Here is a 26,086-nt window from a genome sequence, read left to right as displayed (position 1 = left end):
CGCGAGGCCTCGGCGCCGGCACCGGCGGCCGTGCGGCCGTCGGCTGTGGATATACGAACGGAAACGTCCATGACCATCCTCTGTCGCGCTACCCATGTAACCTTACGGCCGTAAGTAGAGCATGGGAACTTACGGCTGTAAAGTCATCGTCATGGCTCCACCCGCAGCACGGCGACGCAACCCCCGAGGCCAGGGAGGGCAGCTCCGCGACGAGATCCTGACCGCAGCACGCGAGCTGCTGATCGAGACCGGAACGGACAGCGCGGTGACCCTGCGGGCGATCGCCCGCAAGGTCGGCATCGCGCCACCGTCGATCTACGCGCATTTCGACACGCCCGACCAGATCGTGGAGGCCGTGGTCACCGAGACCCGCTCCCTGCTGGTGCGTCAGCTGGAGACCGCCCGGGCGGAAGCGGACGGCGCGCGTGAACGACTCCTGGCCGACTGCCGCGCCTACCTCGCCTTCGGCGCCGAACGGCCCGAGCTCTACGCCCTGTTGTTCTCCCGGCCGCGCCCCAGGGGCCACAGCACCACGGAAGAACGCGTCGACCAGGCGGTGCACCACCTCGCGCCCATCGTCGGCGAGACCGTGGCGAGCCGGCTCGCGCCCGCCGAGGCGTTCTCGATACTCCTGCGCGACGTCGCCGACGCGATGCACGACGGCACGTCCCGTGCGGAGGACCCCTTCACCACGGCGACCGCCCTCTGGGCGGCCCTGCACGGCCTCATCATGCTCCGCGCCCGGATTCCCCGCTTCCCGTGGCCGCCCCCCGGCCCACTGGAGGACGAGATCATCAGCCGCCTCGCCTTCCCGCCCGGGCCCACGACCGCATGACGTTCCCGCGCGACGCCCCAACTCGCCCTTCCCCAGGAGGAGTTGTCACCTCATGAGAGTGTGGATCACCGGTCACCGCGGACTGTCCGGCGAGGTCGAGCGGAAGGTGCGCGCGCTCATCGAGGCGGCGGTCACGTCATACGCCGGTACCGGCATCGGCAACGCGGGCCTGGTGGGCGTCAGTTGTCTCGCCGACGGTCCCGACGTCTGGTTCGCCCGGGCCGTCCTCGCCCACGACGGCCGACTCGAAGTCGCCCTGCCCGCCCGGCAGTACCGCGCCGCCCTGCCCACCTGGCACCACCCCGCCTACGACGACCTCCTCTCCCGGGCCACGCGGGTCCACCGCACCGGACTCGACGCCTCGGGCCCCGACGCCTACATGGCGGGCAGCGAACTCCTCGTGGACCAGGTCGACGAACTCCTCGCCGTCTGGGACGGCCACCCCTCCCGCGGCCACGGCGGCACCGCCGACGTCGTCGCCTACGCGCGGCGGCACGACGTACCCGTGAAAATCCTCTGGCCCGAGGGCGCCGCGCGCGACTGACCGGGGACCGGCGACCGGCGGGCAGGTGGTCGCCTCGGTGAAGGTGTGGGCGGCCACGGCTGCTGAGCAAGTGCAGCTCAGGTGGTCCCGGGCTCGTTGTCCACCGCCCTGCGGGGCAGTGCCAGGCACAGCGCCGCGCACAGGACGTAGGCCGCGATCGCCCACGGGGCCGCCTTGGTCAGGGCGGGGGTGAGGCCCGTGGCGGTGTGGGAGAAGAACGCGGTGCCGATGACGGCGACGCCGAGCGCTCCGCCGAACTGCTGGGCGGTGGAAAGGATTCCGGAGGCGCCGCCCGCGAGGTCGCTCGGGACGGTGCTCAGGATCGTGTTGACCAGCGGGATGACCAGGAAGATGAGGCCGACCCCGGCCAGGACGAGGCCCGGGACCAACGGCCAGGCGCCCGTGTGGAGTCGGGCCGAGTGCTGAACCTCGTGACGTACCCAGAACAGGCCGCCCGCCATCACCAGGGCACCCAAGACCAGTACGGTACGCCCGAGTCGGGCGACCAGCGGGTCGACCGCCGGGGCGGCGAGGATGGCGCCCGCGCTGAACGCGACCATCAACAGGCCTGCCTGCGTGGGGGTGTAGCCCTGGCCGGACTGCAGCCAGATGGTGAAGACGAGCATGAAGCCGGACATGCCGCCGTAGAAGAGGAGTTGGATGAGGAGGCCGGCGCCGAAGGCGGGCTTCTTGAACAAGTCCGTGGGGAGCAGGGGGTGTTCGAGGCCTCGGCGCTTCTCCGAGAGCGTCAGCGCGGCGATCGCGGCCACGCCCGCGGCCAGACAGAGCCAGCCCCACAGCGGCCAGCCGTTGGAGCGGCCCTGGACCAGCGGCAGCACGATCGCGACCAGGCCAGCCGCGAGGACCACGTTACCGGGCAGGTCGATCCGGCCGCTGAAGGCGCGGTCCCTGGACGCCGGGATCCACCGGGCGCCGAGGACCAGGACCACGGCCGCCAGCGGGAGGTTGATGACGAAGATCGTGCGCCAGCCCCAGCCGAACAGGTCCCAGTCGGTCAGCACCCCGCCGAGCAGCACGCCCACGGCGGTGGAGACGCCCGCGATCGCGCCGTACAGGGCGAACGCCTTGCCGCGTTCCTCGCCGTCGAACATCGTGCGGAAGGAGGCGAGGATCTGCGGCATGATCACGGCCGCGGCCACGCCCTGGAGGCCTCGGGAGGCGACGAGCACCCCGGCCGAGGTCGCCAGCGCGCTGGCCAGACTCGTCAGCGCGAACGCGGTGACGCCGGACAGGAACAGGGTCTTGCGGCCGTAGCGGTCGCCCAGGTGCCCGGCGATGATCAGCGTGGCGGCGAAGCCGAGCATGTACGCCGACACCGTCCACTGGAGGTCGGCGGGGGTGGCCCGCAGGCCCTTGCCGATGGACGGCAGCGCGGTGTTCACGATCGATCCGTCGATCATGTCCAGCAGCGCCGCGAGGATCATCACGAACGCCGCGGCCCACCGCCGTGGATAGGGCACCGGCCCGCTGCCGGCGTCAGCGGATAGGTTCCTCGTGTCGGTCGTGCTGGACGACATGGCGTCTACCCCTCAGTTCAGCTTGACTCTCATGTATCTTGGCTTTCAAGACAATAACCACGATGAGGAGAGATACCTCGAATGTCAAGCGGAACGGATTCGGCGGTGGGCGACGGACCGGACTCGGTCGAGGCGCGGCTGGGTGCCGCCGTGCAGGGCTACCAGAGCGCCGTCGACGACTTCGACCGCGAACTGGCCCGGCTGATGGGCGTCAACGAGACCGATCTGCGCTGCCTGGAGATCCTCATCGCGGTGGAGGAGACCACCCCGCGCGAGCTGAGCCGGCAGCTGGGCCTGACCACCGGGAGCGTCACCACGATGCTCGACCGGCTGGAGAAACTCGCCTACCTCACCCGCGCCCCGCACCCCAGCGACCGGCGCAAGACGCTGATCCGCATCACCCCGGAGGCGTCCCGGCGTGCCTACGGCCTGATCGCGTCGTTCCTCGACGACGCCGGGGGGCGGGTGCGCGCCCGCTACACCCCCGACCAGCTGGAACTGGTCATCGACTACCTCACGTTCACCCGCGACATCCAGCAGGAGCACGTCGAACGGCTGCGGAAGACGCCCGCCGCCCACCCGACCCGGACGGGCGGACGCCAGTCACCGGGGCCCCGCGGCGGAGCGGCGTCGTAGGCCCGACCCGGCCCGGTCCCCACGAGGGGTCCTCACCCGACCTCGACGCTCAGCCCCTCCAGGCCCCGGATCACGAAGTTCGGCTTCCGCTCCGGCTCCGCCGCGAGGCGTAGCGTCGGGGCCTTCTCCAGCAACGCCCCCATGGACGCGGCCAGTTCGATACGGGCCAGGGGTGCGCCGATGCAGTAGTGGATGCCCGCGCTGAAGCTGATGTGCGGGTTGTCCGTGCGGGTGAGGTCCAGGCGGTCTGGGGCGGCGAAGACGGCCGGGTCGTGGTTCGCGGAGCCGAAGAGCATCGCGATCTCCGCGCCGCGCGGGATCGTCGTACCGTCGATCTCGATCTCGTCCAGCACCCAGCGCTCGAAGAGCTGGAGCGGGGTGTCGTAGCGCATCAGCTCCTCGACGGCGGACGGGATCAGGGAGTGGTCCGCGCGGAGGGCCGCCAACTGGTCCGGGTTGCGGAACAGGGCCCACCAGCCGTTCACCGTGGAGTTCACCGTCGCCTCGTGGCCCGCGTTCAGCAGGAGTACGGCGGTGGAGATCAGCTCCTGCTCGGTGAGACGGACGTCGTCCTCGTCATGGGCCGCGATCATGCCGGAGATGAGGTCGTCGCCCGGGTTCTTGCGGCGGGCCGCGATCAACTCGCGCAGATACGCGGAGAACTCGTCCGACGCCCGGACCGCCTTCGCCGCCGTCTCCTCCGACGGGCTCAGCTCGTACATCCCGCAGATGTCCGCCGACCACGGGCGCAGCGGGGCACGGTCCGACTCCGGGATGCCCAGCATCTCCGCGATCACCGCGACGGGGAGGGGCTCCGCCACGTCCGTCAACAGGTCGCCGCCGCCCTTCGCCACCAGACCGTCCACCAGCTCGCCCGCCAACTGGCTGACGTACGGCTTCAGTTGCTCGACCGTGCGCGGCGTGAACGCCTTCGAGACCAGACGGCGGATACGGGTGTGGTCCGGGGGCTCCAGGTCGAGCATGCCGTGGTCGTTGAGGGTGTGGAAGGACTCGTGCTCGGGCGGGGGTGCCGTCCGGCCGAAGTCCTCGTGGGTGAAGCGGTGTTGGTAGGTGCGGCCGAGGCGGCGGTCGCGCAGCAGCGCCGAGACGTCAGCGTGGCGGGGGACGAGCCACTGGTCGGTCGGCTCGTAGTACGTGACCCGGCCGCGCTCCCGCAGTTCGGCGTAGGCGGGGTACGGGTCGGACACGAACGCCGGGTCCCAGGGGTCGAAGGCGAGGTCGTCAGCAGCTGCCATGAACGGACGCTAACTCCTGGACGAGCTTCTGACCAGGGGTGTCTTCAGCGGTGTGCGCCGCCTGGACGTCCCGAGCGGCCACTGGAGCCCGGGCTCACCGCGCCGGAACCCGGGCTCACCCCGGCCTCACCAGCCTCGCCTCGTACGCGAACACCGCCGCCTGGGTCCGGTCCCGGAGGCCCAGCTTCACCAGGACGCGGCTGACGTGGGTCTTGATCGTCGACTCGGCGACCACCAGCCGCTCGGCGATCTCCCCGTTCGACAACCCCTGCGCGATGAGGACCAGCACCTCCGTCTCCCGCTCGGTCAGCTCCCCGTACGTCCCCTGCGCCGCGGCCGGCATCACGCGGGGCGAGTCGGCCAGCTTCGAGAACTCCGTGATCAGCCGGCTGGTGACCGAGGGGGCGAGCAGGGCCTCGCCTGCCGCCACCACCCTCACCCCGTCGGCCAGTTGACGTGCGGAGGCGTCCTTGAGGAGGAAGCCGGAGGCGCCCGCCCGCAGCGCCTGGTACACGTACTCGTCGAGGTCGAACGTGGTGAGCACCAGCACCTTCGCCGCGCCGTCCGCCGCGACGATCTCCCGGGTCGCCTCGATGCCGTTCAGCTCCGGCATGCGGATGTCCATCAGGACCACGTCCGGGGCCAGTTCGCGTACGCGCTCCACCGCGTCGCGTCCGTTCACCGCCTCGCCGACCACCTCGATGTCCGGCATCGCGCCCAACAGGACCGAGAAGCCCTCGCGCACCATCATCTGGTCGTCCGCGATCAGCACGCGGATGGTCATGCGTCCCCCCCACTCGCACTCGGGACCGGCAGGAACACCGTCACCTCGTAGCCGCCGTCGTCCGCCGGGGCCGCCGTCATCTCGCCGTTCAGCATGGAGACCCGCTCGCGCATCCCGGTGATACCGTGCCCCGCGCCGGGCGAGGGCTTCACCAGACCGGGCTCGGGCATCGGGCCGTTGACTATCCGCAGGCCCAACCCGCCCAGTACGTAACCGATCTCCACGCGGGCACTCGCGCCGGGCGCGTGCCGCAGGGTGTTGCTGAGCGCCTCCTGCACTATCCGGTACGCCGACAGCTCGACGCCCTGCGGGAGTTCACGCACCGCGCCCGTCACCGCCTTGTCGACGCTCAGGCCCGCGTCACGCACATTGGCGAGCAGCGCGTCCATGTCGGCGAGGGTGGGCTGCGGGGCGTCCGGCGCCTCGTAGTCCTCCGCGCGGACCACGCCCAGGACCCGGCGCAGCTCGGTCAGGGCCGCCACCGCGTTCTCCCGGATGGTGACGAACGCGCGCTCCAGCTCCGGCGGCGGGTTCTCCACGCGGTAGGGCGCGGCCTCCGCCTGGATGGCGACCACCGACATGTGGTGAGCGACCACGTCGTGCAGCTCGCGGGCGATCGTCGTGCGCTCCTCGAGCAAGGTGCGGCGGGACCGCTCGTGGGCCGTCACCGTCTGCTGCGCGGTCACCTCCTGCCGGGCCTCCCTGCGTATCTGCCAGACGGCGACGCCGAGCAGGGCCAGCGCGGAGGCGAACAGCATCTGCGGAGTGTCCGAGGGGAAGGCGTGGCCGCCGACGACGTTGCCGGCGACGAAGCCGTAGCCCGCTGTCAGCGCCCACATCCAGGCGGCCGTGCGCGGCCGGGTGCGGATGGCCACGATCGTCAGCACGAACAGATGGCAGGCGAAGCTGCCCCCCAGCCACGGCCACGAGTCGTCCCACTCCGTCGCCAGGGCGCTCGCGATCGGCGTCGCGGCCATGGACAGCCAGAACGCGCCGACCGGCCGCACCATGGTCAGCAGCACCGGCGCCAGGGCGAGCAGGCCGAGGACCGTGTTGCTGCCCGCGCCGCGGATCCCGTCCTGCGAGGCGATGAGCATCGCGAGCAGACCGGCCGCGAGGATCAGGGCGTGCGGGGTCCAGGCCGCGTACTCCCGCGCCCGCCCCTTCAGGCGCCGGGTCAGCGGGCCGTCGGCGGTGGAGTGGGGCAACGGGCGGTAGGCGAAGGCGTCGTGGTGGAACAGCTCCTGCCGCAGCCCGCGCAGGGCGTCCACGGCCAGCCTGAACTCCGGGCTGCGCGGCTTGGTGGCGGCGCCTGGTGGCATCTGCTGGGTCGTCTCGGTCACGTTCGAAACGGTAGGCGGCGGGGCGGGTGGCCGTCGTCACCTGTGAGAAGGGTCCTGGGCCGTCCGTCTCAAGTACTACGGCCGTGACCGGAGCGCCCGGACGACGCTCCTCGCCGCCCGTTCACCAGGCGAGCTGGGCGATCTCCTCCGCCACCACCGCGCACGCGTCCGCCGCCGGGTCGATGAGGGGGAAGTGGCCGACGTCCTCGAGGAGCGTGAGGCCCACGACCTCGCCGGACTTGGCTGCCGCGTCCGCGTAGGACTCGGCGACCGCCTGGGGGACGTCGAGGTCGGCGCGGCCCTGGACGAGGGTGGTGGCGATGCCGGTGGGGAGGAGGAGGGAGGGGTCGGCGTACGGGAGGCGTTCGGCGAACTTGGCCGGGCCGCCGAGGAGTTGGGCCGCCGCTCCGCCGCACACGGACAGTTTCTCGGCGACGGTGAAGTCGGCGATCGGGGCGAGGGCGACGACGCCGCGCAGGGGGGCGGGGGCGGCGGTGTGCCAGGGGGCGTCCTTCGGGAGGACGTGCCGGGCCGCCGCCCACAGGGCGAGGTGGCCGCCCGCCGAGTGCCCGGTGAGCACCGTGCGGCGCGGGTCGGCCTGGGGCAGCGCCTCCCGTACGAGTGCGGGGAGCGCGTCCAGCGCCGCGGCGACGTCGTCGAAGGTGTCGGGCCAGCGGCCCGCGACGGGGCCCCCGGCAGCGTCCTCGGCCGAGCCGCCCTGCGCCGGGATCGAGGCGCCCTCCGCAGGGATCGCCGGTCCCCGCCGGTACTCCACGCTGGCCACCGCGAAGCCGCGCCGGGCCAGGAAGTCCGCGAACGGGGTCATGTGCCTGCGGTCGTACGGGGCGCGCCACGCGCCCCCGTGCAGTACTACGACCAGGGGTGCGGCCTCGCCCGGCATGCGTTCGCCGCGCGGGACGTAGAAGTCGATCACCTGGTCGGGGTGGTCGCCGTACGCGGCGGTGGAGTCGGGGTCGACCTCGGGGTGCGAGAAGGCCGACTCCTCTTCTGCGGCGGCACGTGCGGCGGCACGTGCGGCGGCGTCGTCCGGCATGCTCCAACCTCTCAGCGGTGAAACGGACTTGGATGGTTCGGATGTGACGGACCTGGAGAAGATTGCGGCCGTGGGCGGGACGCTACCAGGCCGGTGACGTGCGCGGACACGCGGATGTCACGCTGGGTGAGGATTAAACGGTTCTCCTGTTTCGTTACGCTGACGCCGTGCCCGTCACCGCACTTCATCGGCACCCCCACGGCACCCCACTGGCACTGCAAGGAGACCCCATGTCCGCCGAGCCCGGCCCCGAACCCGGCCCCGAACCCGGTCCGGAAACCGGCCCCGAACCCGGCACCCTGCGCCCCGGCGGCCGTACCGCACGCGTGCGTACGGCGGTGCTGCGGGCCGCGGGTGACGTGCTGGCCGAGCAGGGCGTCGACCGGCTCGACCTCTCGGACGTCGCCCGGCGGGCGGGGGTCGGCAAGACGACGGTGTACCGGCGGTGGGGTTCGGTGACCGCGCTGGTCGCCGACCTCCTCGTCGACATGGCCGAGCAGTCACTGCCCCGCGAGGAGACCGGCTCGCTGCTCGGGGACCTGCGCGCCAACGCCCTGCTGGTGCAGCGCACCCTCGCCGACCCCCGGCAGGGCGCCCTGTTCCGCGCCGTCATCGCCGCCGCGACCTGCGACGACCGTACGGCCGACGCCCTGCGCCACTTCTACGAGGTACGGGTCGCCGAGTGGGCGCCCTGTGTCGAACAGGGCCTGGCGCGCGGGGAGTTGCCCGCCGACACCGATCCCTCCCAGGTCGTACGGGCCGTGTCGGCGCCCCTCTACTACGAGCTGCTGACCACCGGGACCGCCCCGGACGCCCCCGCCGCGGAGCGCGCGGCGCGCGCCGCGTGGGCCGCCGCCGTGGCAGGGGTGTACGTCACGAAGCCCAGCCGCTAGCGGACCACGTCTCCCAGCACCCGCGCCGCCCGCTCCACGTCCGCGAACCCGACGTACAGCGGCGTGAATCCGAACCGCAGCACGTCCGGGTGCCGGAAGTCGCCGACCACGCCCCGCTCGATGAGCCGCTTCATCACGTCCCCGGCGTCCGGGCAGCGCAGCGCGACCTGGCTGCCGCGCTCCGCGTGGGCCGCCGGGGTCACCGACTCCACCCGCCCGGCGGGGATGTACGACTCCACGCACCTGAGGAAGAAGTCCGACAGGGCGAGGGACTTGGCGCGCACCGCCCCGATCGAGACGCCGTCGCCGTCCCACACCTCCAGGGCCGCTTCGAGGGCGAGCATGGACAGGATGTCCGGGGTGCCGACGCGGCCGCGCACCGCGCCCGCCGCCGGTTCGTAGGCCGGTCGCATGCCGAAGGGTTCGGCGTGCGAGTTCCAGCCGGGGAGCGGGGAGTCGAAGCGGTCCTGCAGCGACCGGCGCACATACAGGTACGCGGGTGAACCAGGGCCGCCGTTCAGGTACTTGTAGGTGCAGCCGACGGCGAGATCGACCCCGTGCTCGTCGAGCCCGACCGGCAGGGCGCCGGCGCTGTGGCACAGGTCCCAGACGACCACGGCACCGGCCGCGTGCACGGCGGCCGTCAGCGCGGGCAGGTCGTGCAGGCGGCCGGTGCGGTAGTCGACGTGGTTGAGGAGCACTGCCGCCGTCCGGTCGCCGAGCGCGCCCGGCACCTCCGCCGGGGTCACCGGCCGCAGGGTGCAGCCGGTCATCCGGGCCGCCGACTCGGCGATGTACCCGTCGGTGGGGAAGGTCGTGGCGTCGACGACGATCTCGTCCCGCCCCTCCCCCGCGAGCCGCACGGCGCCCACAAGTGCCTTGAAGACGTTGACACTTGTGGAGTCGCCGACGACGATCTGCCCGGCCGCCGCCCCGACCAGCGGGGCGATCCGGTCGCCGATCCGCTCCGGCGCGGTCCACCAGCCGCTCTCGTCCCAGGAGCGGATGCGCAGCTCGCCCCACTGACGCCGGACGACGTCCTCGACCCGGCCGGGGACACCGGCCGGCAGCGCGCCGAGCGAGTTCCCGTCGAGATAGACAACGTCGTCGAGAACGAACTGCGCGCGTACGCCCGCCAGTTCGTCGGCGGCGTCCAATTTCTCTGCTTCGGCGGCGAGTTCAGACATGGGACCGCGCCGTCCACAGCTCCGGGAACACGTTCTTCTGCGCGCGCTTCTCCAGCCAGGCCACCCCGGCGGAGCCGCCCGTCCCGGTCTTCGCGCCCATCGCGCGCCGGGTGGCGACGAGGTGGTCGTTGCGCCATCGCCACACCAGCTCGGCGACATCCGTCAACGCCTCGCCGAGCCGGGCGAGTTCGTCGTCGGCGTCCCCGGAGTAGAGGGCGGTCCACACCGCCTCGACCTCCTCCGACGGCTCGTACCGCAGCGTCACGTCACGCGTCAGCACGGCCTCGGGGACCGCGTGCCCGCGCCGGTCGAGGAGCCTCAACACCTCGTCGTAGAGGCTCGGTTCGTGCAGGGCCTTCTCCAGCTCGGCGTGCACGCGCGGCGCGCCCCGGTGCGGGACGAGCATGGACGCGGACTTCTCGCCGAGCAGGAACTCCATCCGGCGGTACATCGCGGACTGGAAGCCGGAGCCCTCGCCGAGGGCGGAGCGGTAGGAGTTGAACTGGGCCGGGGTGAGCTGTCCGAGGGGCCGCCAGGACGCGTTGAGCGCGTCGAGCTCCCGTACGGAACGCTTCAGCGCGTCGACCGCGACCGGCACCCGGTCCTCGCGCAGGGCCCGCGCGGCGGTCTCCCACTCGTGGACGATGACGGTGAACCACAGCTCCATGACCTGGGTGGTGACCAGGAAGACCATCTCGCCGGGGTCGTCGGAGCGGGTGTGCTGGAGGTGGGTGAGGACGTCGGCCTGGACGTAGTCCTCGTAGGGGGTGGTCCCCTGGAAGTCGAGATGCGGGGCCTCGGGCTCCTGGATTTCCTGAGCCGGTTGGGACATCGCTGTCTCCTGATGCGTACTCCGGGTAGCGGTCCGCCCCTGCCGTTACCGACACGGGGGCCCCGGTCCCCACCGGGCATCCTCCACAATCGTCCCCCGAGACCGCAAGGTCCGCCTGGTCACACCAGGCGGACCTGCACCAGAGTCCCCGGACTAGCCGAGCGTCTGGGCCGCCGTGGGCGAGGAGTCCTTCAGGAACTGCGAGCAGCGCGCGTACTCCTCCTGCTCCCCGATCGCCTGCGCGGCGCGGGCGAGCGCGTGCAGGGCGCGCAGGAAGCCGCGGTTCGGCTCGTGCTCCCAGGGCACCGGGCCGTGGCCCTTCCAGCCGTTGCGCCGCAGGGAGTCCAGGCCGCGGTGGTAGCCGGTACGCGCGTAGGCGTACGACTCCACGACGCTTCCCCGCTCGTACGCGTCGTCGGCCAGCCGGGCCCAGGCGAGCGAGGAGGTCGGGTACTTCGCGGCGACATCGGCGGGCGCCGTACCGCCCGCGAGGAGGTCGCGCGGGCCCGGGTCTTCGGGGAGGTGGGTCGGGGGCGGTCCCCCGAGGAGGTTCTCGTGAATCGTCATGGGTTCCAGTCTCCCCCAGCGGCGGCGATTGCCCGGCATCCCGGTCCCGGCAGCCCGGCGCCGCACGGCGGCGAGCCGCTATTCGAGGGGCCCCTTCCCCACCCGGGGCTCCAGCGGCGGGGCGGTGACCCAGCCGTGGGTGAGGCACTCGGGGCGACGGCAGTCGGGGGCGGGGCGCCGTACGGTCGCGAAGGCCAGGACCGAGCCGGCCACCAGGACGCCCGCGCACCACAGCATCGCCCGGTCGAAGGCGTGGTCGAACGCCGGGGCCGAGCGGTACGCCTCCGGGCCCATCCCGGCGAGCAGCGGCAGCGCGGCGATCGCGATGAGGCCGGCCGCGCGGGCCGCCGCGTTGTTGATGCCGCTGGCCAGGCCCGCGCGGGCGGTGTCGACGGAGGCGAGGACGGTCGCCGTGAGCGGGGCCACCAGGGTGACCATGCCGGTGCCCATCACCAGCAGCGCCGGTACCACGTCCGCGAGATACGAGGCGTCCTGGCCGACGCGGAGCATCATCAGCATCGCCGCCGCGCACAGCAATGGCCCGACCGTGAGGGGGATGCGGGGGCCGATCCGCTGGGCCAGTTCGCCGGAGCGGGCCGAGAACAGGAGCATCAGGGCGGTCGTCGGGAGCAGGGCGGTGCCTGCCTGGAGCGCCGAGTAGCCCGCCACGACCTGGAGTTGGAGCGCGGTCAGGAAGAAGAAGCCGCCGAAGGCCGCGTACACGCAGAGGGTGACGAGGTTGACCGCCGTGAACTGGCGCGAGCCGAAGATGTCCGGCGGCATCATCGGATCGGGGCTGCGCTTCTCGACGTGGACGAAGGCGACACCCGCCGCCACGCCCGCGACGGCGGTCAGGACCACGACGACGAGCGAACCGTCGCCCGCCTCGATCAGCGCGTACGTCACGAGCGCGAGCGCCACCGCGCCGAGGGCCGCGCCGAGCACGTCGAAGCGGCCGTGCTGACGGCCGTCCGCGGACTCGGGGACGTGCCGTACGGCGATGGGGGCGCAGATGAGGGCCATGGGGACGTTGATCAGGAACACCCAGCGCCAGCCGGGCCCGTCCACCAGCCAGCCGCCCAGGAACGGACCGACCGCCGCGCCGATGCCGCCGAACCCGGACCACAGGCCGACCGCCTTGGCCCGGTCGTCGGGGTGGAAGGAGGCCTGGATGAGCGCGAGGGAGCCCGGGGTGAGGAGTGCGCCGCCGATGCCCTGGAGCGCGCGGGCGGCGACCAGGACGCCCACGTTGGGCGCCAGGCCGCACAGCAGCGAGGCCGCCGCGAACCACACCACGCCCAGGACGAAGATCTTGCGGCGGCCGTAGCGGTCGCCGAGGGAGCCGCCGAGGAGGATCAGACCGGCCAGCGTGAGCATGTACGCGTTGACCGTCCACTGCAGGGCGGCCAGGTCGGCGTCGAGATCCCGGCCGATGCGGGGCAGGGCGACATTGACGACGGTGGAGTCCACCATGGCCATGCTGGAGCCGAGGACCGTGGTCAGCAGGATCCACTTGCCCTGGGGCGAGGCGAGCCGGACGTCGGACATGCCCCTAGGTATACAGCGAGCCCGGCGCCGTAGACAGACAGCGCCGGGCCCGTGATGCGGTGCGGGTTACTTGATCTTCGTGCCCGTGGAGCGCAGGTTCGCGCACGCCTCGGTGACGCGGGCCGCCATCGACGCCTCGGCGAGCTTGCCCCAGGTGCGCGGGTCGTAGGTCTTCTTGGAGCCGACCTCGCCGTCGACCTTCAGGACGCCGTCGTAGTTGCGGAACATGTGGTCCGCGATCGGGCGGGTGAACGCGTACTGGGTGTCGGTGTCGAGGTTCATCTTCACGACGCCGTTCTCCAGCGCGGTGGCGATCTCCTCCGGGGTGGAGCCGGAGCCGCCGTGGAAGACGAAGTTGAACGGCTTGCTGCCGGCCGGCTGGCCGTACTTCGCGGCCACGCCCTCGTTCAGCTCCTTGAGCAGCTCGGGGCGCAGGACGACGTTGCCCGGCTTGTACACGCCGTGCACGTTGCCGAACGACGCGGCCAGCAGGTAGCGGCCCTTCTCGCCGAGGCCGAGCGCCTCGACCGTACGGATCGCGTCGTCGACCGTGGTGTAGAGCGAGTCGTTGATCTCGTGCGAGACGCCGTCCTCCTCGCCGCCGGTCGGGGTGATCTCCACCTCGAGGATGATCTTCGCGGCGGCGGCGCGGGCCAGCAGCTCCTGCGCGATGGCGAGGTTGTCGGCGAGGGTCTCCGCCGAGCCGTCCCACATGTGCGACTGGAACAGCGGGTTGCCGCCGGCCTTCACGCGCTCCTCGGAGACGGCGAGCAGCGGACGGACGTAGCCGTCGAGCTTGTCCTTGGGGCAGTGGTCGGTGTGCAGCGCGACCGTGACCGGGTACTTCTCGGCGACGATGTGCGCGAACTCGGCCAGGGCCACGGAACCCGTGACCATCTCCTTGGCGTACTGGCCGCCCAGGAACTCCGCGCCACCCGTGGAGATCTGGACGATGCCGTCGCTCTCGGCCTCCGCGAAGCCGCGCAGCGCAGCGTGCAGGGTCTGGGTCGAGGTCACATTGATGGCCGGGTAGGCGAACTTGCCTGCCTTCGCCCGGTCGAGCATCTCGTTGTAGACCTCGGGGGTTGCGATGGGCATCTGTCCGCTCCTTGTATGTGCGGGTGGGCGATCTTCGCGATCTGCGTGCTACGGCCCTGACCTAGACCTTGGGTGCGACGTCATCGTCGGCCCCATCTTTCCAGACCCGGCCGGATGGTGGCCCCTGCCGTCTCGCCCTGTGGATGACCCGGGCGGACGCGGGGGCGGTGGGCCTCAGTCCAGGCCCAGTTCGTCCTTGGAGTAGGCGAAGAGGTACGGCACTCCCGCGCCCTGCTCGATCTTCTCGGCGGCGCCGGTCGCCCGGTCCACGATGGTCGCGACGGCGACGACCTCGGCACCGGCCGCGCGCACGGCCTCGACGGCGGTGAGCGGGGAGTCGCCGGTGGTGGAGGTGTCCTCGACGACCAGGACCCGGCGGCCCTTGATCTCCGGGCCCTCGACCTGACGCTGCATGCCGTGCGCCTTCGCGGCCTTGCGCACGACGAAGGCGTCCAGCTTCCGGCCGCGCGCGGCGGCGGCGTGCAGCATCGACGTGGCGACCGGGTCGGCGCCCATGGTCAGCCCGCCGACCGCGTCGAAGTCGAGGTCCGCGGTCAGGTCCAGCAGCACCTGCCCGACGAGCGGGGCGGCCTCGCCGTCGAGGGTCACACGGCGGAGGTCGATGTAGTAGTCGGCCTCCAGCCCCGACGACAGGGTCACCTTGCCGTGCACCACGGCCTTGTCCTTGATCTGCTGCAGCACCACGCCGCGTACGTCCGTCATGCCTGTCAGCTTAAAGGCGCGTCCAAGTCCAGGTCATCGTGGCTTCCAGCGGCTCGATCGGGGTGACCAGCCGGGGCAGGGTGTTGAGGCCGTTCGGCGGGCCGGTCTGCGGTTCCACGCACACGGCGGCCTCCTGCTCGTCGTAGACGACGACCCACTCCTCCGGGCTCGTCACCTTCAGCTCCAGCTGGCCCGGCCAGGTCAGCGTGACGTCGACACCGCCCGGCATGCCGAAGCAGTCGTCCCAGGGGCCGGGTTTCCGGTCGACGCGCTTGCCGGTGGGGAGGTGGTCGTCGCCGCGCTCCTCCTGCCAGGCCGGGGCGAAGTCGACGGTCACGTCCTCGCCGCCGAGGTTGCGGTGGAACCACGGGTGCCAGCCGATCTGCGCCGGGAACGAGTCCCCGTGCGCCTCCACCGCCATCGTGACCGTCAGGGCGTCGCCGGTCAGCGCGACGGCCTGGGTGACCCGGCCGGGGAAGGGCCACGGCTCGACCAGGTCGTACGTGATGACCGTCTCGTCGGCCGTGCGGCGGGCGGTGCGCCAGGCGCCGTCGCGGACGGTGCCGTGGATGGCGTGCGGCGGGGAGTTGAGGGGCATCTGGTGGACGGTCCCGCCGTCCAGGAAGCGGCCGTCGCGGATCCGCCCGCACCAGGGGACCATCGGGAAACACCCGAACCGCTCGCCCTGGCGCAGGAGTTCGGTGCCGCCGATCCGCAGTCCTCCGATACGGCCGCCGTTGCCCGGCTGCACCGTCACTTCCGCGTCGCCCGCGGTCAGCGTGATCTCTTCGTTACTCACGGCACGACCCTACTGGGCGGATCAAGAGGGCGGACGGCGACCCGTCAACGGCGTTTGCGCAGCACCCTGTTGACCACGATCGCCGACGCCACGACCAGCGCGGCGGCGGGAGCGGCCCAGCGGAGCGTGGCACTCGACGAGACGCTCTGCGGGGCGGGCACGGGGGCGTAACGGCCGCGCGGAGGCGCGTGATCGACCTCCTCCGCGCTGCGGCCGATCATCGTGCGGCGCGCGTGCGCGGCTTCGGCGGGGGGAGCGGGGCTGTCGCCGAAGTTCTCGGAGACATGCGGGTCGTCCAGGCCGCCGATGTCCCCGATGCCGGCGACGGTGTCGGCGATCTCGGGGATTCCGTCGATGTCATCGGGGTCGTCGAGGTCGTCGACGTCATCGGCCGCTTCGAGGTCGTCCCGCGCTTCGACGGCATGGGGCTCGTCGGGCTCGGCGGCTTCCGCTGTCCCGAACTCGGGCGCGGGGGCGGGGGGTTCGGGCTGTTCGGGCTGTTCCGGCTGCTGCTCCTCCACGTCCGCCCCGAGGTTCTCCGCGAACCGGTCAAGCAGCCTCGTCGTCGCCGACCTGACCGCGTCCGGGGCCAGTTCGGTGATACGGCCGTCCGCCGTCGCCGTGCCGTCGAAGGTGACGGTGGAGCCGTCGCCCGCCTCGCGGACGCGCAGGGTGAGGGCGAGTTTGACGGAGCCGGTGCCGCGGGTCTCCGTCGCGTCGCCCTCCATGGCGTACGAACCGTCGTCCTGCACGGAGACGCGCAGCGCACCCCGGTAGGTGATGGAGTGGCTGCCGACGCGGACCTTCAGGCGGCCGGCGACGGGTTCGGTGCCGGCGTCCTGCTGGAGGCCGGGGACCGCGCGGGCGATCCTCGCGGGGTCGGTGAGTGCGGCCCGCAGCCGGGCGGGCGGAACCGGAACGTGCACCTCATGCTCCATGCTTGCCGAGCCTACCCAGGTTGTCCGGAGGTGCACCTGTCGTTGCCCTTAAGTACGGCCGTGTTGGGGCCCGCGCTGAAAAAAGCCGCCCCCGTGGCCTCAGTACCGCGGATGCACCAACGTGGAAGCCGCCAGCCCCGGCACCCGGGTCCGTTCCGCCGCGCGCTCCTCGCTCTCAAGGCCCGGTTCCGCGGGTGCCGCTCCCCGGGCCGCCAGTACGAACCCCCAGTCGCCCGGCGCCCGGGACGTGCCGGTCGTACGGTCGGGGCCGGCCGCGTAGCCCGAGGCGCGGCCGCCGACGCGGTACGGGACGGGGTGGAGGCCTGCGGCGCGGATCGTGGAGACCACCGTCCAGAAGACGTGGGGCCGGGACGTGACCGGACCCGCGTGCACCACCAGCCGGCCCCGGTCCGTGAGGGCGCGGCGGGCGAGGCCGTAGAACTCCTGGGAGTACAGCTTCGTGCTGGCGGTGATGCCGGGGTCGGGGAGGTCGGCGACGACCACGTCGTACGTGCCGGGGCGGACCGCGCGCAGGCGGTCGAAGGCGTCGCCCGTGGTGACGTGGACGCGCGGGTCGTCGTAGACGTGGTCGTTGAGGGCGGAGAGGGCGGGGTCGTGGCGGGCCAACCGGACGACGCCCGCGTCGAGTTCGACGATGTCGACGCGGCGCACGCCCCCATGGCGCAGCACCTCGGCGGCGGCGAGGCCGTCACCGCCGCCGAGGACGAGCACGCGCGCGTGGGGGCCGTTCATCGCCGGGCCCACGAGGGCCTCGTGGTAGCGGTGCTCGTCGCGTCCGCTGACCCGCAGGCGGCCGTCGAGGAAGAGGTCGAGGGGGCGGCCGTGGTCGCCGCCGGTGAGGACGACCTCCTGGATGTCGGTCTGGAGCGCGACGCGGACGTCCTTGCCGTAGATCGCGTGCCGTGCGGCCCGTTCGAAGTCGTCGACCAGGACGGCGGCCGAGGCGAGCAGGCCGAGGACGGTGAGGTTGGTGATGACCAGGAGCCAGCGGCCCCGGCGGGTGAGGTCGCGGCGGAACAGGCCGAGGACCAGGGAGCCGCCGGCGACCACGTTGACCGTGCCGGTGAGGAGGGTGCCGGTCAGCTGGCCCAGGAAGGGCAGCAGGAGGAACGGGAAGGCCAGGCCGCCGACCAGCGCGCCCACGTAGTCCGCCGCGAACAGGTCCGCGACCGCGCCGCCCGCGTCCTGGCGGCGGATGCGCTGGATCAGCTCCATGAGGAGCGGGACCTCGGCGCCGATCAGCAGCCCGATGGCGAGGGAGAAGGCGACCAGGAGGCAGCGCGGGCCCTGGGCCCACAGGCCGCCCCAGTTCCCGGTCCAGGCGAAGACCGCGTACAACGCCATCGCGCTGCAGCCGCCGATCAGCGCGAGGGCCGCCTCGACCGCGCCGAAACCGGCCGCCGCGTGCCAGCGCAGGCGCTTCGCCGCGAGGGAGCCGATGCCCATCGCGAAGACCATCACCGAGAGGACGACGGAGGCCTGGGTGACCGAGTCGCCGATCAGGTACGAGGCGAGGGCGACCAGTTCGAGTTCGTACACGAGTCCGCAGGCCGCGCAGACGAAGACGCCCGCGAGCACCAGGAACCGGCCCGTGCCCGGCCGCACGGGCAGCCGCGCGGGGCCTTCCCACGGTGGCTGGGTGCCCGGACGGGCCGGGGCGTGCGGTTCGATCACGCTGCGACGTTACGTCACATGATGGGCACGCTTCGTCACCCACACGTGTGGAATGTGTTTACAGCGCCCCGGGTCGGTGTCGGCGATCCGACCCGGGCCCACGAGGTTTCATGGGCATTCATGACGTTTCATACGGGCGACGGCATCGCGTGCCCGACCGGCACCCGTACCCCCACCCGGGTCCGGGTGGCGACCAGTTGGCCGTCCTGCGGATAGGCGTGCCAGGTGCGCCAGTGCACCTGGCCCTCGTACCGCTGGGCGAGCATCGCGGTGAAGGCGTGGGGGCTGCCGGGGAAGACCCCGGCGAGGCCGTTCGGGTGGTCGGCGACGAGGGCCAGCAGTTCCTGGGCGCGGCCCGCGAACTGTCCCGGGGACAGCACCTCGACCCGGGCCGCGAACTCGTACTCCCAGTCGCCGACCCGTTTGGCCACGCCGAGCGGCAGCGGTGTGCTGGAACCCGGGATGCACGCGACCGTCTCCGAACAGCTGCCCCGCTCCTCGTCCAGGAGTACCTGGTGGGATGCGCCGAGCAGTCTCAACTGGAGCGTCGCACCGGCCAGTTCGAGATCGAGCGTGGCCAGGGCGGGCAGCGGCTCGCGCCCCAGGGTCCAGGCGAGGTCGGCCGCGCGCGTATCGGTGTAGGAGGTCTTCAGGGTCGTGAGCATGGATCGGCTCCGCTAGCACGCAAAAAGGGGAGGAGTGGGGTCCGGCACACCCCGTTCGACACCGGGAGAGGGGCCCGGCCAGCCCGTCAGCCCAGTCAGGAGAAGGTGCCTGCAGGCGTCCGAGGGGCTGCGTTGGGGCTGCGTTGATGTATTAGAGGGAATCATGAGCGATGGCGCCACCACAGCGTTTTTACCCAACTTCGTGGGGTTTCCATCCCTCAGGGGGCTGCACAGCTCAACTGTTCAACCAAGGCGTACGCCCAGCCGTGTCAGGCGCACGCCGGAGCGGGCGCCGCGGGCGGCGTTCTGAGAGGGCGGGGCCTTCCGGCTGACGCTTTTCGATAGCTTTCGATATGTTTTCGGGGGCGGGGTGGGTGTTGGCGGGGTGGTGTGTTGGGGGTGGGGGTGGTTGGGCGGGGTGTTGGGGAGTGGGGTCGCCTCCCCGGCGCGATGCCCTGGAGGGACGGTTGTCTCTGCGGCCCGATGTCTTCGGGGTGCGGTTGCCTCCGCAGTCCGATGCCTAGGGGGCAGTGCCTCCGCGGCTCGACGTCTTTGGGCGGGGGCGGTTGCGCCCTTGCCGTCGGCTGTCATTAGGGGTGCGCAGCCGACCCCGCCCGACATCTGGCGCAGTGCTTGGGCGCCGCGCTCGACACCTGGTGCAGTGCCGCAGTCACCCCGCCTGACGCCTTTCGCGCCGCGCGGTCGCCCCACGCCTCCCGTCGGGGTGCCGAGTCACCACACCCGATGTGCTTCGCGGCGCCCGGTCACCCCCGCGCGACACCGTCGCGGTGCCGGAGTCGCCGGCGCTCGATCTCTTTCTCGGTGGGAAGTCACCCCCCGCCCGGCATCCGGCACATGCTCGGGCGCCGCGCTAGACACCCGGCGCGGTGCCGCAGTCACCCCGCCCGATGCCTTTCGCGGCGCCCGATCACCCCCCCAACCGACACCGTCCCGGTGCTTAATCACCTCACCCGAGACGGCTCGCGGTGCTCAACCGCCCGCACGAGAAGCCCCGCGGCGCTCAACCGCCCCCGCCCGACACGCCCCGCGAGGCCAGTCACCCCGCCCGACCCGCCCCGCGAGGCCAAGTCGCCCCCCGCCGTTCAGTTCCCCCCGCCGCAGCCGCCGCCCCCGCAGGACGAGCCTCCGCCGCAGGAGGAGCCTCCGCCGCAGGACGAGTGGCCGCCGCCGCAGGAGTGGTGGCCGCCTCCGTGGTGGCCGCCGCCGCCCGAGGACGACGAACCGCCGTCCCCTGCCCACCAGCTGGTCGAACCGGCCGCGCTGCCGCCGGTGAGGCCCGACCGCCGGCCCGATCCCTTGCTGAGTTTGTCCTTGCGCCCGGCGCGGACGACCGCGCCTACGAAAGCCACTGCGATGACCGCCAGGATGATGCCGAAGAACATGGCCCCACCCTCCTTCCGATTCCCCCGAAGCGGCCCCCCGTGGGCGCCTCGGTTGGTGCGTGAAGCAGAGATGCCCGGCCGTCTCCGCCGCCAAAGCAGAGTTGAGGAACTCCAGAGCTTGGGCGCAGGATGACGGCCATGACCTCCACCGCGCGCCCCCTCCTCAACCGCCGGCTCGCCGAGTTCGGGACCACGATCTTCGCCGAGATGTCCGCCCTCGCCCTGAAGACCGGTTCGATCAACCTCGGCCAGGGTTTCCCCGACACGGACGGCCCCGAGGAGATCCGCGAGGCGGCGGTGCGCGCCCTGCGCGACGGACGCGGCAACCAGTACCCACCCGGCCCCGGCGTCCCCGCACTCCGCACCGCGATCACCGCCCACCAGCAGCGCCGCTACGGCCTCTCCTACGACCCCGACACCGAGGTCCTGGTCACGGCGGGCGCGACGGAGGCCATCGCCGCGGCCCTGCTCGCCCTGGTCGAGCCCGGCGACGAGGTCATCGCCCTGGAGCCGTACTACGACTCCTACGCCGCCTGCATCGCCATGGCCGGCGGCACCCGCGTACCGGTCACCCTGCGCCCCTCCGAGGCCCCCCGCGACGGAGTCGCCCAGCGGCACTTCCGCCTCGACCTGGACGAGCTGCGCGCCGCCGTCACCGACCGCACCCGCCTGCTCCTGATCAACACCCCGCACAACCCCACCGGCACCGTCCTCACCCGCGAGGAACTCGCCGCCATCGCCGAACTCGCCGTAGAACGCGATCTGTTGGTGATCACCGACGAGGTGTACGAACATCTGGTCTTCGACGACGCCGAGCACATCCCGCTCGCCACCTTCCCGGGGATGCGGGAGCGGACGGTGTCGATCGGGTCGGCGGGCAAGACGTTCTCGTTCACCGGGTGGAAGGTCGGCTGGGTGACGGCCGCGGCCCCGCTGGTCACCGCCGTACGCTCGGCGAAGCAGTTCCTGACGTATGTGGCGTCGGGCCCGTTCCAGTACGCGGTCGCGGAGGCCCTCGCGCTCCCGGACTCGTACTTCGACGCGTTCCGCGCGGACATGCTGGCCAAGCGGGACGTCCTGGCGACGGGTCTCACGGAGGCGGGCTTCGGGGTCTTCAGCCCGGCCGGCACCTACTTCGTCACCACCGACATCCGCCCCCTCGGCCCGGAGCTGTCCCGGAACGGCGACGGCTTCGCCTTCTGCCGCGCGCTCCCGGAGCTCGCCGGGGTCGTCGCCATCCCGAACGCGGTCTTCTACGACCACCGGGACGCGGGCGCGCCCTTCGTCCGGTTCGCGTTCTGCAAGAAGGTGAGTGTCCTGGAGGAGGCGGTGGACCGGCTGAAGAAGCTGGCCGGCTGAGGCCCAGGCAGAAGCCGGCTGGGGCCCACGCAGAATGGCCTGCGCCCGTCCACAGGCTGTGGACGGGCGCAGGCCATACGTCGTTCGGAACCCAGGAGAGGCTTGGAGGACTACTCCTCGTCGTCCTCGGGCTTCTCAGCGGCCTCGTCTACTTCCTCGGTGAGGCCGAGCTGCTCGACGAGCCAGCGGTCGAACTCGATCGCGGCACGCACCCAGCTGACCGTCGAGGACACGAAGTGGTTCAGGTCGACGCCGGTACCGATCAGCATCTGCGCCTCACCGATGAGACGGACGGTGCCGTCGTCATGGGTGTGGCTGTAGACCTTGGGCCACAGGGTGCGGCGGTTCCAGTCGTCGATGGACTCCAGCAGCTGCGGCTTGGCGTCGATCTCGTGCGGGCGGTCGTAGAACGTCCGCACCGAGAAGACGAGCTGGTCGTCCTCGCCCCGGAACATGAAATACGTACGGAACTGCTCCCACGGCGCCGCGAGGTCACCCTCGTCGTCGACGACGTACTTCAGCTCCATCTGGTCGAGGAGCTGCTTCACAAGGTCCTGATCCGGGACGACGGGGCCCGCCGGTCCTTGGGGGTTCGGCTCGGGCTGGCCCCCGAAGTTCGGAATCGAGGACGGGTCGATGCTCACCGTGTATTTCCCTTCGTACGGATTCCGCCATCCTCCCCCATCCGGGGAGGGGGGTGGCAACCCCTGCCGGGACTGTCCGCCCTGGGCTGACCTGATCCGGTCGGCCCAGGGCCCTACGGTGCCACCTACAGCGTCTTCCCCGTCGACGGCCCCACGATCAGGCCGTCCCCGAAAGCGTCGACCCGGACCGTGTCGCCGTCCTTGACCTCGCCCGCCAGGATCTCCTTGGCGAGGCGGTCGCCGATCGCGGTCTGGACGAGGCGGCGGAGCGGTCGCGCGCCGTACGCCGGGTCGTTGCCGTTGTCCGCGAGCCAGGTCAGGGCCTCGTCGCTGATCTCCAGGGTGAGGCGGCGTTCCGCCAGGCGCTTGGCCAGGCGGCCGATCTGGAGGGCGGCGATGCGGCCGAGCTCCTCGCGGTTCAGGGCGGAGAAGACGACCAGGTCGTCCAGCCGGTTCAGGAACTCCGGCTTGAAGGACGCCCTCACCACCTGGAGGACCTGGTCCTTCTTCTCGTCCTCGCCGGTGACCGGGTCGATCAGGAAGTTGCTGCCGAGGTTGGACGTGAGGATCAGGATCGTGTTGCGGAAGTCGACGGTGCGGCCCTGGCCGTCGGTGAGGCGGCCGTCGTCGAGCACCTGGAGCAGGACGTCGAAGACCTCGGGGTGCGCCTTCTCGACCTCGTCGAGCAGGATCACCGAGTACGGCCGCCTGCGCACCGCCTCGGTGAGCTGGCCGCCCTCCTCGTAGCCGACGTAGCCGGGCGGGGCGCCGACCAGCCGGGCCACGCTGTGCTTCTCGCCGTACTCCGACATGTCGATGCGGACCATGGCCCGCTCGTCGTCGAAGAGGAAGTCCGCCAGGGCTTTGGCGAGTTCCGTCTTTCCCACGCCCGTCGGGCCGAGGAAGAGGAACGAGCCGGTGGGGCGGTCCGGGTCCGCGATGCCCGCGCGGGTGCGTCGTACGGCGTCCGAGACCGCCTCCACCGCCTCGCGCTGGCCGATGAGCCTGCGGCCCAACTCCTCCTCCATGCGCAGGAGTTTCTGGGTCTCGCCCTCCAGGAGACGGCCTGCGGGGATGCCGGTCCAGGAGCCGACGACGTCCGCGATGTCGTCCGGGCCGACCTCTTCCTTGACCATCGTGTCCTTGGAAGCTTCCTCCTCCGCCTGGGAGGCCTCCTCCAAGTCCCGCTCCAGGGAGGGGATTTCGCCGTAGAGCAGCTTGGACGCGGTGTCGAAGTCGCCGTCGCGCTGGGCGCGTTCGGCCGTGCCGCGGAGTTCGTCGAGCTTTTCCTTCAGCTCGCCGACGCGGTTGAGGGACTGCTTCTCCTTCTCCCAGCGGGCGTTGAGGCCGCGCAGTTCTTCCTCGCGGTCGGCGAGGTCGCGGCGGAGCCTCTCCAGGCGCTCGATGGAGGCGGCGTCCGTCTCCTTGTCGAGGGCCAGCTCCTCCATCTTCAACCGGTCGACGGAGCGCTGGAGTTCGTCGATCTCGACGGGGGACGAGTCGATCTCCATACGGAGGCGGGAGGCCGCCTCGTCGACGAGGTCGATCGCCTTGTCGGGGAGGAAGCGGGAGGTGATGTACCGGTCGGAGAGGGTCGCGGCGGCGACCAGCGCGCTGTCCGCGATGACGACCTTGTGGTGCGCTTCGTAGCGTCCCTTCAGGCCGCGCAGGATCGCGATGGTGTCCTCGACGCTCGGCTCCGCGACCAGCACCTGCTGGAAGCGGCGCTCCAACGCCGGGTCCTTCTCGATGCGTTCGCGGTACTCGTCGAGGGTGGTCGCGCCGACCATGCGGAGTTCGCCGCGGGCCAGCATCGGCTTCAGCATGTTGCCGGCGTCCATCGAGGAGTCGCCGCCGGCGCCCGCGCCCACGACGGTGTGGAGTTCGTCGATGAAGGTGATGATCTGGCCGTCGGAGTCCTTGATCTCCGCGAGGACGGTCTTCAGCCGCTCCTCGAACTCGCCGCGGTACTTCGCGCCCGCGACCATCGCGCCCAGGTCGAGCGAGACCAGCCGCTTGTTCTTCAGGGACTCCGGCACGTCCCCCTTGACGATCCGCTGCGCGAGCCCCTCGACGACGGCGGTCTTGCCGACGCCGGGCTCACCGATCAGCACCGGGTTGTTCTTCGTACGGCGGGACAGCACCTGGACGACCCGCCGGATCTCCTGGTCCCGCCCGATGACCGGGTCGAGCTTGCCCTCGCGCGCGGCGGCCGTGAAGTCCGTACCGAACTTCTCCAGCGCCTTGTACTGCCCCTCGGGGTCGGGTGTGGTCACCCGGCGCCCTCCCCTGCTCTTCTGGAACGCGTCCAGCAACTGCTTCGCACCGGCGCCCTGCCGGGAGAGTACGTCCCCGGCCGCCCCGCCCTTCGCGGCGATACCGATGAGCAGGTGCTCGGTCGAAAGGTAGTCGTCACCGAGTTCCTTGGCACGCTCGCCCGCGTCCGCGATCACCGCGAGCAGCTCACGGCTGGGCTGCGGGGGCGCGACGGTCGATCCGGTCACGCTGGGCAGCGCGCCGAGCACCCGCTCGGCCCCGGAGCGTACGGCGGCCTGGTCCGCGTCGACGGCGGCCAGCAGGTCGGTGATGTTCTCGTTGTCCTGCCCCTCAAGCAGGGAGAGCAGCAGATGCGCCGGGGTGAGGTCCGCGTGCCCCCCGGTCACGGCACGGTTGCTGGCCGCGTTGATCGCGTCCCGGCTCCTGTTGGTCAGCTCGGCGTCCACGTTCCGGTACTCCTCCTCCTACGACCTGCGTGCGACCTTCGTGCACGGAATGACACGGTCAACGTGCACAAAGTTGAGTCTATTCCACTCAAGGCAGTGGAGGGAGCGATCCGGCGACTAAGTTCCGGAGACATGACCACCCACCCCGTCGACCCCGGCGCCCCCGACCCGTCGTACCTCGGCTTCTGGCAGGAACGGCACCTGTGCACCCTCACGACCCCGCGCCCCGACGGCAGCCCGCATGTCGTCCCTGTCGGAGTGACATACGACCCGGAGGCACGCCTCGCTCGGGTCATCGCGAACAAGTCGAGCCGGAAGGTGGCGAACGTGCTGGCCGCCGGCCCCGAGGGCGCGCGGGTCGCCGTCTGCCAGGTGGACGGGCGGCGCTGGGCCACACTGGAGGGCCGGGCCTTCGTACGCGCCGAACGCGACCGGGTGGCCGAGGCGGAGCGCCGGTACGCGGAGCGGTATGAGCGGGCGCCGTCGCCGAACCCGTCGCGCGTGGTGATCGAGATAGAGCTGACACGGGCCATGGGAAAGCGCTGAAGCGATCATTTCCGGCCACTGCGGCAGGGGGCATACCCGCACATTCCGCACAAACTGCAGCGGCGTCACCGTGTTCAGGTCACGGTGACGCCGCTGCGGGGGGAAGCACCTGAGCGATCTTTTACGACGGGGGAATCGCGTCAGGCACTGCGGGGGGTGGCTGAGATGGTCTGGACGTCGGGGGCATCCGGTTCCACCAGCCGGTGGTCTCGCTGGTCAAGATTCACAAAGATCATTCCGTACCGAATGGCACATCGCACTGGCTGCGGCGCCCCCCGTGGCCGCCGCAGACACCGGTACGCCCGTACGTCCTCGTCCTCGTCCCGCGTCACGACGACCGGCTCACCGAACACGGTCACCATGAGCGAGTCACCGCTGTGGGGGATGGCGGTGGCCAGGTCGATGAAGTGCCAGCCGGAGCGGTAGGCCGTGGCCATTTCGCGACGGAAGCTGCGGTCGTCAGGAGGCGTTGTCAT

Annotated in this window: 25 protein-coding genes; 6 read left to right on the top strand and 19 right to left on the bottom strand. The window is 71.7% G+C overall.

Annotated elements, in window-relative coordinates; genetic code table 11:
- Window positions 1-151 precede the first annotated feature (151 nt).
- Complete coding sequence (locus OHT77_RS24430; protein ID WP_328830620.1) at window positions 152-835, top strand: TetR/AcrR family transcriptional regulator; 684 nt, start codon at window positions 152-154, stop codon at window positions 833-835.
- A gap of 52 nt (window positions 836-887) precedes the next feature.
- A complete protein-coding gene (locus OHT77_RS24425) occupies window positions 888-1,379 on the top strand; it encodes a hypothetical protein (protein ID WP_328830619.1) in 492 nt (163 codons plus the stop codon).
- Between the two features lie 77 nt (window positions 1,380-1,456).
- On the opposite strand, the gene OHT77_RS24420 is transcribed toward OHT77_RS24425, so the two are convergent.
- Entirely contained in the window at window positions 1,457-2,917 is a 1,461-nt protein-coding gene (locus tag OHT77_RS24420; RefSeq protein WP_328830618.1) for an MFS transporter, read from the bottom strand.
- A gap of 81 nt (window positions 2,918-2,998) precedes the next feature.
- On the opposite strand from OHT77_RS24420, the gene OHT77_RS24415 reads away from it, so the two are divergent.
- Complete coding sequence (locus OHT77_RS24415) at window positions 2,999-3,553, top strand: MarR family winged helix-turn-helix transcriptional regulator (RefSeq protein WP_328830617.1); 555 nt, start codon at window positions 2,999-3,001, stop codon at window positions 3,551-3,553.
- A gap of 32 nt (window positions 3,554-3,585) precedes the next feature.
- Here the strand turns inward: OHT77_RS24415 and OHT77_RS24410 are convergent, their stop codons facing one another.
- From OHT77_RS24410 to OHT77_RS24395, 4 genes are all read right to left on the bottom strand, one after another.
- A complete protein-coding gene (locus tag OHT77_RS24410; RefSeq protein ID WP_328830616.1) occupies window positions 3,586-4,809 on the bottom strand; it encodes a cytochrome P450 in 1,224 nt (407 codons plus the stop codon).
- Between the two features lie 115 nt (window positions 4,810-4,924).
- Complete coding sequence (locus OHT77_RS24405) at window positions 4,925-5,593, bottom strand: response regulator transcription factor (RefSeq protein ID WP_328830615.1); 669 nt, start codon at window positions 5,591-5,593, stop codon at window positions 4,925-4,927.
- On the bottom strand, window positions 5,590-6,936 hold the full coding sequence (locus OHT77_RS24400; protein ID WP_420311398.1) for a sensor histidine kinase: 1,347 nt from the start codon (window positions 6,934-6,936) through the stop codon (window positions 5,590-5,592). The genes OHT77_RS24405 and OHT77_RS24400 overlap by 4 nt, the downstream gene beginning before the upstream one ends.
- 121 nt (window positions 6,937-7,057) lie before the next feature.
- On the bottom strand, window positions 7,058-7,990 hold the full coding sequence (locus OHT77_RS24395) for an alpha/beta hydrolase family protein (RefSeq protein WP_328830614.1): 933 nt from the start codon (window positions 7,988-7,990) through the stop codon (window positions 7,058-7,060).
- 230 nt (window positions 7,991-8,220) lie between these two features.
- Here OHT77_RS24395 and OHT77_RS24390 point away from each other — a divergent pair, with 230 nt between their 5' ends.
- Entirely contained in the window at window positions 8,221-8,883 is a 663-nt protein-coding gene (locus tag OHT77_RS24390; protein ID WP_328830613.1) for a TetR/AcrR family transcriptional regulator, read from the top strand.
- Here the strand turns inward: OHT77_RS24390 and kynU are convergent.
- The 11 genes from kynU to OHT77_RS24335 form a co-directional block, all read right to left on the bottom strand.
- Complete coding sequence (gene kynU, locus OHT77_RS24385) at window positions 8,880-10,070, bottom strand: kynureninase (protein WP_328830612.1); 1,191 nt, start codon at window positions 10,068-10,070, stop codon at window positions 8,880-8,882. The genes OHT77_RS24390 and kynU overlap by 4 nt on opposite strands.
- Window positions 10,063-10,902, bottom strand: coding sequence for a tryptophan 2,3-dioxygenase family protein (locus OHT77_RS24380; protein ID WP_328830611.1), 840 nt, complete (start codon window positions 10,900-10,902; stop codon window positions 10,063-10,065). The genes kynU and OHT77_RS24380 overlap by 8 nt, the downstream gene beginning before the upstream one ends.
- Window positions 10,903-11,055: 153 nt before the next feature.
- Window positions 11,056-11,469 carry a DUF3151 domain-containing protein gene (locus OHT77_RS24375; RefSeq protein ID WP_328830610.1) on the bottom strand — a complete coding sequence of 138 codons (414 nt, stop codon included), beginning with the start codon at window positions 11,467-11,469 and terminating at the stop codon, window positions 11,056-11,058.
- A gap of 78 nt (window positions 11,470-11,547) precedes the next feature.
- Window positions 11,548-13,017, bottom strand: a complete 1,470-nt coding sequence (locus OHT77_RS24370) for an MFS transporter (RefSeq protein ID WP_328830609.1) — start codon at window positions 13,015-13,017, stop codon at window positions 11,548-11,550.
- 66 nt (window positions 13,018-13,083) lie between these two features.
- Window positions 13,084-14,115 carry a class II fructose-bisphosphate aldolase gene (fbaA, locus tag OHT77_RS24365; RefSeq protein WP_328830608.1) on the bottom strand — a complete coding sequence of 344 codons (1,032 nt, stop codon included), beginning with the start codon at window positions 14,113-14,115 and terminating at the stop codon, window positions 13,084-13,086.
- Between the two features lie 174 nt (window positions 14,116-14,289).
- Entirely contained in the window at window positions 14,290-14,838 is a 549-nt protein-coding gene (gene pyrE, locus OHT77_RS24360; RefSeq protein WP_328830607.1) for an orotate phosphoribosyltransferase, read from the bottom strand.
- Between the two features lie 10 nt (window positions 14,839-14,848).
- Window positions 14,849-15,637 carry an aldose epimerase family protein gene (locus OHT77_RS24355; RefSeq protein ID WP_328830606.1) on the bottom strand — a complete coding sequence of 263 codons (789 nt, stop codon included), beginning with the start codon at window positions 15,635-15,637 and terminating at the stop codon, window positions 14,849-14,851.
- 44 nt (window positions 15,638-15,681) lie between these two features.
- On the bottom strand, window positions 15,682-16,575 hold the full coding sequence (locus tag OHT77_RS24350; RefSeq protein WP_328830605.1) for an SRPBCC family protein: 894 nt from the start codon (window positions 16,573-16,575) through the stop codon (window positions 15,682-15,684).
- A gap of 99 nt (window positions 16,576-16,674) precedes the next feature.
- Window positions 16,675-18,270: a polyamine aminopropyltransferase gene (locus tag OHT77_RS24345; protein WP_328830604.1), complete on the bottom strand. Its 1,596-nt coding sequence runs from the start codon at window positions 18,268-18,270 to the stop codon at window positions 16,675-16,677.
- Window positions 18,271-18,398: 128 nt separating this feature from the next.
- Complete coding sequence (locus OHT77_RS24340) at window positions 18,399-18,935, bottom strand: DUF2617 family protein (protein WP_328830603.1); 537 nt, start codon at window positions 18,933-18,935, stop codon at window positions 18,399-18,401.
- A gap of 1,103 nt (window positions 18,936-20,038) precedes the next feature.
- On the bottom strand, window positions 20,039-20,338 hold the full coding sequence (locus OHT77_RS24335; protein ID WP_328830602.1) for a hypothetical protein: 300 nt from the start codon (window positions 20,336-20,338) through the stop codon (window positions 20,039-20,041).
- Window positions 20,339-20,467: 129 nt separating this feature from the next.
- Here OHT77_RS24335 and OHT77_RS24330 point away from each other — a divergent pair, with 129 nt between their 5' ends.
- Window positions 20,468-21,697 (top strand): pyridoxal phosphate-dependent aminotransferase, encoded by a 1,230-nt coding sequence (locus OHT77_RS24330; RefSeq protein WP_328830601.1) that lies wholly within the window; start codon window positions 20,468-20,470, stop codon window positions 21,695-21,697.
- Between the two features lie 110 nt (window positions 21,698-21,807).
- On the opposite strand, the gene OHT77_RS24325 is transcribed toward OHT77_RS24330, so the two are convergent.
- The gene (locus OHT77_RS24325; RefSeq protein ID WP_328830600.1) at window positions 21,808-22,341 is read right to left on the bottom strand and encodes a YbjN domain-containing protein; all 534 of its coding nucleotides are present in this window, start codon (window positions 22,339-22,341) and stop codon (window positions 21,808-21,810) included.
- Between the two features lie 125 nt (window positions 22,342-22,466).
- Window positions 22,467-25,064: an ATP-dependent chaperone ClpB gene (clpB, locus tag OHT77_RS24320; protein WP_328830599.1), complete on the bottom strand. Its 2,598-nt coding sequence runs from the start codon at window positions 25,062-25,064 to the stop codon at window positions 22,467-22,469.
- A gap of 132 nt (window positions 25,065-25,196) precedes the next feature.
- Between clpB and OHT77_RS24315 the strand changes: the two genes are divergently transcribed.
- Complete coding sequence (locus OHT77_RS24315; protein ID WP_328830598.1) at window positions 25,197-25,610, top strand: pyridoxamine 5'-phosphate oxidase family protein; 414 nt, start codon at window positions 25,197-25,199, stop codon at window positions 25,608-25,610.
- 140 nt (window positions 25,611-25,750) lie between these two features.
- On the opposite strand, the gene OHT77_RS24310 is transcribed toward OHT77_RS24315, so the two are convergent.
- Window positions 25,751-26,086, bottom strand: coding sequence for a hypothetical protein (locus tag OHT77_RS24310; protein WP_266770105.1), 336 nt, complete (start codon window positions 26,084-26,086; stop codon window positions 25,751-25,753).

The organism is Streptomyces sp. NBC_00252 (assembly GCF_036187565.1).
Lineage (GTDB): Bacteria > Actinomycetota > Actinomycetes > Streptomycetales > Streptomycetaceae > Streptomyces.
This window is presented reverse-complemented; position numbering and strand designations above follow the sequence as displayed.

What these genes read in the sequence shown, in the direction of transcription:
- OHT77_RS24430 (WP_328830620.1), top strand. Translation starts at nt 152, where the DNA reads ATGGCTCCACCCGCAGCACGGCGACGCAACCCCCGAGGCCAGGGAGGG.
- OHT77_RS24425 (WP_328830619.1), top strand. Translation starts at nt 888, where the DNA reads ATGAGAGTGTGGATCACCGGTCACCGCGGACTGTCCGGCGAGGTCGAG.
- OHT77_RS24420 (WP_328830618.1), bottom strand. Translation starts at nt 2,917, where the DNA reads ATGTCGTCCAGCACGACCGACACGAGGAACCTATCCGCTGACGCCGGC.
- OHT77_RS24415 (WP_328830617.1), top strand. Translation starts at nt 2,999, where the DNA reads ATGTCAAGCGGAACGGATTCGGCGGTGGGCGACGGACCGGACTCGGTC.
- OHT77_RS24410 (WP_328830616.1), bottom strand. Translation starts at nt 4,809, where the DNA reads ATGGCAGCTGCTGACGACCTCGCCTTCGACCCCTGGGACCCGGCGTTC.
- OHT77_RS24405 (WP_328830615.1), bottom strand. Translation starts at nt 5,593, where the DNA reads ATGACCATCCGCGTGCTGATCGCGGACGACCAGATGATGGTGCGCGAG.
- OHT77_RS24395 (WP_328830614.1), bottom strand. Translation starts at nt 7,990, where the DNA reads ATGCCGGACGACGCCGCCGCACGTGCCGCCGCACGTGCCGCCGCAGAA.
- OHT77_RS24390 (WP_328830613.1), top strand. Translation starts at nt 8,221, where the DNA reads ATGTCCGCCGAGCCCGGCCCCGAACCCGGCCCCGAACCCGGTCCGGAA.
- kynU (WP_328830612.1), bottom strand. Translation starts at nt 10,070, where the DNA reads ATGTCTGAACTCGCCGCCGAAGCAGAGAAATTGGACGCCGCCGACGAA.
- OHT77_RS24380 (WP_328830611.1), bottom strand. Translation starts at nt 10,902, where the DNA reads ATGTCCCAACCGGCTCAGGAAATCCAGGAGCCCGAGGCCCCGCATCTC.
- OHT77_RS24375 (WP_328830610.1), bottom strand. Translation starts at nt 11,469, where the DNA reads ATGACGATTCACGAGAACCTCCTCGGGGGACCGCCCCCGACCCACCTC.
- OHT77_RS24370 (WP_328830609.1), bottom strand. Translation starts at nt 13,017, where the DNA reads ATGTCCGACGTCCGGCTCGCCTCGCCCCAGGGCAAGTGGATCCTGCTG.
- fbaA (WP_328830608.1), bottom strand. Translation starts at nt 14,115, where the DNA reads ATGCCCATCGCAACCCCCGAGGTCTACAACGAGATGCTCGACCGGGCG.
- pyrE (WP_328830607.1), bottom strand. Translation starts at nt 14,838, where the DNA reads ATGACGGACGTACGCGGCGTGGTGCTGCAGCAGATCAAGGACAAGGCC.
- OHT77_RS24350 (WP_328830605.1), bottom strand. Translation starts at nt 16,575, where the DNA reads ATGGAGCATGAGGTGCACGTTCCGGTTCCGCCCGCCCGGCTGCGGGCC.
- OHT77_RS24340 (WP_328830603.1), bottom strand. Translation starts at nt 18,935, where the DNA reads ATGCTCACGACCCTGAAGACCTCCTACACCGATACGCGCGCGGCCGAC.
- OHT77_RS24335 (WP_328830602.1), bottom strand. Translation starts at nt 20,338, where the DNA reads ATGTTCTTCGGCATCATCCTGGCGGTCATCGCAGTGGCTTTCGTAGGC.
- OHT77_RS24330 (WP_328830601.1), top strand. Translation starts at nt 20,468, where the DNA reads ATGACGGCCATGACCTCCACCGCGCGCCCCCTCCTCAACCGCCGGCTC.
- OHT77_RS24315 (WP_328830598.1), top strand. Translation starts at nt 25,197, where the DNA reads ATGACCACCCACCCCGTCGACCCCGGCGCCCCCGACCCGTCGTACCTC.
- OHT77_RS24310 (WP_266770105.1), bottom strand. Translation starts at nt 26,086, where the DNA reads ATGACAACGCCTCCTGACGACCGCAGCTTCCGTCGCGAAATGGCCACG.